We start from the raw sequence: 6,184 nt of genomic DNA, 5'->3' as shown, positions 1-6,184 counted from the left end.
GGGTGTGTCTCCCCCGGTTGTGTTTGTGGGGGGTGGCGTTGGGTTTCCCGGGGTTCGCGCTACTAAACTACGGGCACCCCCCCTGGGGGGGGGGGCCCCCCCCCCCCCCGCCCCCCCACCACCCGGAGCGTCGGCCTGTCGGCCGAGGCGTTACTAGACGAACACCACCGTGCTGTTTCCACGGCGGACCACACGGTCCTCGCTGTGCCACTGCACTGCGCGGGAGAGCACCGCGCGCTCGACGTCGGCCCCGCGCCGCTGCAGGTCGGCGACCGTGTCCGCGTGGTTCACCCGGACGACGTCCTGTTCGATGATCGGGCCCTCGTCCAGATCTTCGGTGACGTAGTGCGCGGTCGCCCCCACGAGCTTGACCCCGCGTTCCTTGGCTTTCGCGTACGGGCCGGCACCGATGAAAGCCGGCAGGAACGAGTGGTGGATGTTGATGACTGGCATGCCGACGCCGGCGATGAAGTCGCCCGACAGGATCTGCATGTAGCGAGCCAGGACGACGAAGTCCGCGTTCCCGCGCAACAGCCGCAGGTGCTCGGCCTCGGCCGACGACTTGTCCGGTCCGGCCGGCGAGGGCACGTGGAAGAACGGGATGCCGAAGTTGCGGACTTCCTCGGCGACGTCCGGGTGATTGGAGATGACCATCGGGATGGTCACCGGGAGCTGACCGTTGCGTTGCCGCCAAAGCAGGTCGAGCAGGCAGTGGTCGGACTTCGACGCGAAGATCGCCATCCGCTTGGGTACCGACAGGTCGTTCAGCCGGTAAGACAGCCCGAGATCGGCGAGCTTCGCCGCGAGGTCCGCCTCCAGATCCGGAAGCGTGACCTTGAGGTTGTCCAGGTGGAACACTGTCCGCTGGAAGAACTCTCCGCCCTGCGGATCGTCGGAGTACTGGTCCAGCGAGACGATGTTCGCGTCGTGCGCCGTCAGTACCGACGCGACCGCCGCGACGATACCGGTGCGGTCCGTGCCGTGGACGAGCAGCGAGGCCCGATCGTCGGCAAGCGCGGCCGCGGTCACGGCACGCTCGGCTACCTGAGCGAGTGTCACCTCAGGCCCCCTTCTTGAAGTCCACGACCCACTCGGACGTGGCCTTCATTCCGCCGAAGGTGTAGAAGTGCAGCTTCAGGACGCCGTGCCGGGCCGGGTCGTAGCCGCCGGCCAGCGCGTGGAGGAATTTGTCCGGGCCGGCAGTGCTCATCAGATTCGTGATCGACAGCCCGTATTTCTTCGCGATGCTCGTGCTGGTCCCGACGCCGAACCGCGCTGCGTAGGTCATCAGGCGGCGGACGCCCGCCGGACCGGGTACGCCGATCCGGATCGGAAGGTCGATCCCTCGGTCGCGGACCGCTTCGACCCACGTCAGAACGGCATCGGAGTCGAACCCGAACTGCGTGATGATCGTGCCCGGCAAACTCTGCTCGCGTAGCGCGGCAGCCTTGTCTTCCAGCGAGGTCCAGAGCGACGGACCGGGAATGTCGGGATGCCCCTCGGGGTAGCCGGAGATGCTGACGTGCCGTACGCCGTGCTGCTCGAGCAGACCCGAGCGGATGACTGCCAGCGCATCCTCGTACGGCCCCTCAGGCTTTGCCGGGTCGCCGGCGACGGTGAAGACGTTCTCGTTGACGCCGCTCTCCGCCAGCGCACCGAGGAACTCCTCCAACTGGGCCTGGGACGCCAGTCGCCGGGCGGAGATGTGCGGGACCGGCACGAAGCCCCACCGAGCCACCGCCCGAGCGGCGCTCAGCCGCATCTGCAGGTCCTCGTTACCCAGGAAGGTGACGTTGACCCGGGTGCCTGCGGGGATCGTCGCTCTGGCCTCGTCGAGTTTCGGGACGTCCTTGCCCGTCATCTCCAGCGAGTAGTCGTCCAGCAGCGAGACCACCGCCGCGGCCGACTCGATCGGGGACGCGGTCATCGCGCACCGCTCGTGGCGTTGCGGCGGTAGACGTCCCGCGCGTGCTCGTTGTACGGAGCTGGGGCGACCGTGGCGCGCAGGCGCTGGTAGCCGTAGTCGGCGTCCGGGGCGGCGCCGGGACCGGGGTGCTGTCCCCAGACCACTTCGACCTCGGTGCCGGTCTCGACCGAGCCGTTGTCGAGGATCGCGAGCGAGAGAACCGCCCCGGCCGGGTCCAGCAGCGCGGTCTGGTACGTCATGCCGACCAGCTCCGAGCCCTTTTCCACCCGGTAGCGGGCGTAGTCCAGAACGAAGCCCGGGTCCTCACCGAAGACGCGCCGCACGTCGTCCGCGTCGAAGACCAGCGTCACCTTGCTGCGGGTGACGTTCTCCCCGGCCTTCTGCAGCGCGTCGCGGCCGATGAAGTCGTGGTTGAACGAGAGGAACCGCCCGTAGCCCAGCTCGTACGGCGTGACGTAGTAGTCCTCGATGTTCTCGGAGAAGAAACTGCCGTGCAGCGGTCGCTGACCCTCGATGCCGTACAACGGGACGTACTGCCGGTAGTCGGCCAGCTCGGGGTCGGTGTAGATGCCCGGGACCGGCGACGGGATCCAGCCGCCCTCGACGTTCGCGGTGGCATAGGCGCGGGCGCCGACGAAGATCAGGCCCAGCGGTTCGCCGGCCCGGACGAGAGCTTCCTTGACCGCGTCGGAGTCTTCCCAGCGCCCGACGAACTCGTATCCCGCCTGTCCGGCCATGCCGTGCCGGAACGCGCGGAACTCACGACCGGCCAAGCGCACGGGCGAGCTGTGGAAGAACTTCGTCTCCGGTAGCGGTCCGCCGAACGCCCGCTCGACCAGGTCCCGGGCCAGCGGACCCTGGATCTGGTAACGGAAAAGGACCGGCGCGGCCCCGTCGCGGAACTTCGAAGACGGGTCGGTCGAGTACGTGACGTCGTAGCCGCCCTGGTCCGCGTGGTACTTCACCCAGTTCTGAGCGGCCGGAATGCCGCTGAGCGTGTACTTCTCCGAAGCCTCGCGCAACAGGATGCCATCGGTGATGATGTTTCCCCGCTCGGTAACCGGTACGAATTGCTTCGCCTGACCGATGGCGAACTTCTCATAATTGTTCGCACTGATCGCCGCGAGCAGACGCGTGGCGTCGGGGCCCTCGAGGAACGTGTCGAACATGTGGTGGGACAGATTCAGCAGAGCGACGCCCTCGTGCCAGGCTCGCTGCTCGACACGCCAACCCGAATACTCCCGCTCCACCACTTCCGGCAGGAACGGTGCGCCGTTCGGCTTCCATAACAGCTTGACGGCCGAACCGGCCTGATCGATACCGTCCTGAAGGCTGGGTGCTGCCATAGCCCCATTCCTCTCACCAAGAAAGTGGCGCGGCCCGTTAATTGCCGCTGTGAATTGCGGTCGCAGCAGCCGCTGCCCGGACGGGGCCGATCCACGACTTTCCGTCATCCGCGTACTGTACCGTACCGTACGCCTGATGGCATGCCAAGGCATTGGTTACATCTTGTGCTGTACGACAATTGACGGGCGGCGGCCCTGTCATCACTGCGGAACGCACCGACGCGCGCTCTTCATCAACGCCGGGAAAACGATTCAGCCCTTGACAGCTGAAGCCGGCGGTGTTCTCCCGCCGGCTTCCTCATTGCTGAAAAGACTCTCTTATGCCGTCTGGTCAGCCCCAGACCATGTCCGCGGTCTGCACGACGAGCTCGAGCTTGCGACGCTGATCGTCCACCGTGAGCTGGTTGCCGTACTTGGTCGAGGCGAACCCGCACTGAGGGCTCAGGGCGAGCTGATCCAGCGGTACGTACTTCGCAGCCTCATCGATCCGACGCCGGAGGTCGTCCATCGACTCGAGCTCCGGCGTCTTGGACGACACCAGGCCGAGCACCACCACCTTGCCCGGAGGCACGAAGCGCAGCGGCTCGAAGCCGCCCGATCGCTCCGTGTCGTACTCGAGCAGGAATCGATCTACCTCGACCTCGCTGAACACCCGCTCTGCGATCGGCTCGTAGCCGCCCTGAATCGCCCACGCGCTACGCATGTTCCCGCGACAGAAGTGCATGGCGACCGTGGCGGACGGGCTCTTGCTTTTCGCCGCGTTGATCAGCATGTTGTCGGTGCTGATGATGTGACTGAGGTGGTCGTCCAGGTCGGTGATCCGCCGGAGCTTCGCCGCATCCGGATCGATGTTCGGCCAGTACGCGAGCGAGTCCAGCTGGAGCCACGTCGCACCGCTCTCGAGCAAGGCTTCGATGTCCGCGCAGAAGATCTCCGCCATCGCCACGACCGCGTCCCAACGCGTCGGGTACACCTTGTCCGATACACCCGGCCGCCACAGGTTCCCGACCATCGTCGGGCTGGCCATCGTGATCTTGAACGAGCCCGGCGCGAACTTCGACAGGAAAGCCGCCTCGGTCAGCGACAGCGGAGTCTTGCGGTAAAGCGGTGCTCCGATGGCCTCTCCGGCCACTGCACTGTCGCTCTCGACCTCGGCACCATCGGAGTCTCGGTGCCAGCGAGGCGGCCTCGCCCTCGACGGGTCCACCGGGACGAGACCACCGACCGTCTCGGCGACGGAAGCCATGAAATCCTCACGTCGCACTTCACCGTCGGTGAACAGCTCGATTCCGGCGTCCCGCTGAAGTTTGATGACTGCTAACGCTGCCGCGTCTTCTGCGGCTCCGAGTTGCGCGTCCGAAATTTCTCCGCGTGAGTGCTGAGCCTGCGCGGTCAGCAATTCCGGAGAGCGCAGCAGACTCCCGACATGCTCAGCACGGATGGTCGTCGACATGAACGATCCTGCTTTCTCGATTGCAGACAGAATCCGCCGCGGACTCGAACGTCACGCGAGGGAGGAGGGTTACGGAATGGCCGAATACGTCAGAGCGTATCGCCGACGACGTCCAGAATTTCCAATGCGACTTGCGCCATCAGCCGATCCCGGTAGACGTGGAAGTCCAGCTGGGTCAGCTCTTCCAGGCGGCGAATACGATAGCTGACGGTGTTCGGGTGGACGTGCAATTCCGCTGACGCGCGCTGCGGGCTGTTGTTGGCGCGGAAGTAGCAGGCGAGGGTGGGGAGGTAGTCACGTGCGCTGCCCTTGGCGTGCTCCAGCACTCCACCGAAGACCTCCCGAACGAAGTCCCGCAACTGGGCCGGGTCGGCGACCTGGAGAAGCAGGCGGTGCACCCCGAGATCTTCCAGCGCCATGACCACGTCGGACCGTCCCATCCGTCCGAGGATCTCCACCGTCTTCCGGGCTCCGTCGTAGGACTCCGCTATCTGTCCCGCGGCCCGGCAAGTCCCACCGATGCCGGCGGTGACCACGACGTCGGCGGACACGCTGCGGAGGTGGTCGATGCAGGAAGCCGCTACGGCGTGCGACCGGGTCGCAGCGGGCCCGTCCTCCTCCACAATCGCCACGGCCTCGTGTCTCCGCACGGTGCTGACGGCGGTCGGTTGGCGCTCGGCGAGGAACTGCTTCAGCGCCGCGGCCGCCCGGCGGGCGGCCTCGTCGCTGCCGACGACCGTCAGCGCGATCACCCGATGGCTGCGGCCCTGGTCATAGCCCAGATAGGCCGCCCAACGCCGCATCTGTTCGGCGTCGCCGCCCCGGCCGGACAGCAGCCCTTCCACCAGGTCGCCGCGGACCTGAGTCGACGCGGTCGCAGCACTGCGCTCGCGGCCGAGGACTGTTCCGCAAATCGATGCGGCGTGCTCGGTCAGGAACAGCCGGAAATCTCCGAGCCCGCTGGAAGGTTCGTCGAACGCCAAGACGTAGGCGGGGACAGCAGAACCCACGGCGACGGGAGCCACGACGATCGGTGGCTCGCCATCGATGTCCGAGACACGCGTTGCGCTCCGGGTGGATTCCGCCAGCGCCAGCCCGTGTGAGAGTTGGGGCTTGCGTAGACAGTCGCGGAACCGTCGCGCGACGTCACCGTCGGGCGTTCCGGGCCCGGCCACGGCGAGGATCGACAGTTGGTCGTCGACTACTGCCACCGTGGTGTCAGCGCGCGCCGCGGTCGTGTCGACGACTGCGGCCAGGCTGAGCTCCTGGCCCGTCAGGCTGGACAGATGCCGGTAAGCCGTGACGAGCCGTCGCAGGGCGACGTTTTCGCGGTGAATTTCTTGACGCGCCAGCGGCATTGCTGTCATGCAAACGACGCTAACATCGGTTTTCGCCGAATCACCCTGGCCCGATCGCAACCATTCATTGCACGGAATGCGGGCTCGCCGGTGTCACTAG

The 6,184-nt window shown here is 66.5% G+C and carries 5 protein-coding genes; all 5 read right to left on the bottom strand.

All coding sequences use genetic code 11. The features are described from left to right. Positions 1 to 153 precede the first annotated feature (153 nt). Entirely contained in the window at positions 154 to 1,059 is a 906-nt protein-coding gene (gene purU, locus ACGFY5_RS43805) for a formyltetrahydrofolate deformylase (protein WP_392730860.1), read from the bottom strand. 1 nt (position 1,060) lies between these two features. After that, positions 1,061 to 1,927 carry a methylenetetrahydrofolate reductase gene (locus ACGFY5_RS43800; protein WP_392730858.1) on the bottom strand — a complete coding sequence of 289 codons (867 nt, stop codon included), beginning with the start codon at positions 1,925 to 1,927 and terminating at the stop codon, positions 1,061 to 1,063. Further along, positions 1,924 to 3,273 carry an aminomethyl transferase family protein gene (locus ACGFY5_RS43795; protein WP_392730856.1) on the bottom strand — a complete coding sequence of 450 codons (1,350 nt, stop codon included), beginning with the start codon at positions 3,271 to 3,273 and terminating at the stop codon, positions 1,924 to 1,926. The genes ACGFY5_RS43800 and ACGFY5_RS43795 overlap by 4 nt, the downstream gene beginning before the upstream one ends. A gap of 331 nt (positions 3,274 to 3,604) precedes the next feature. After that, positions 3,605 to 4,519: a hypothetical protein gene (locus ACGFY5_RS43790; RefSeq protein WP_392730855.1), complete on the bottom strand. Its 915-nt coding sequence runs from the start codon at positions 4,517 to 4,519 to the stop codon at positions 3,605 to 3,607. Positions 4,520 to 4,815: 296 nt separating this feature from the next. Then, positions 4,816 to 6,144 carry a PucR family transcriptional regulator gene (locus tag ACGFY5_RS43785; RefSeq protein WP_392730853.1) on the bottom strand — a complete coding sequence of 443 codons (1,329 nt, stop codon included), beginning with the start codon at positions 6,142 to 6,144 and terminating at the stop codon, positions 4,816 to 4,818. Positions 6,145 to 6,184: the final 40 nt, after the last annotated feature.

The sequence above is a fragment of the Cryptosporangium sp. NPDC048952 genome, from assembly GCF_043197895.1.
Classification (GTDB): Bacteria; Actinomycetota; Actinomycetes; order Mycobacteriales; family Cryptosporangiaceae; genus Cryptosporangium.
This window is presented reverse-complemented; position numbering and strand designations above follow the sequence as displayed.

Bases quoted from the DNA above. Each gene is read 5' to 3' on its own strand.
- ACGFY5_RS43800 (WP_392730858.1), bottom strand. From the start codon at position 1,927: ATGACCGCGTCCCCGATCGAGTCGGCCGCGGCGGTGGTCTCGCTGCTG.
- ACGFY5_RS43790 (WP_392730855.1), bottom strand. From the start codon at position 4,519: ATGGCTTCCGTCGCCGAGACGGTCGGTGGTCTCGTCCCGGTGGACCCG.
- ACGFY5_RS43795 (WP_392730856.1), bottom strand. From the start codon at position 3,273: ATGGCAGCACCCAGCCTTCAGGACGGTATCGATCAGGCCGGTTCGGCC.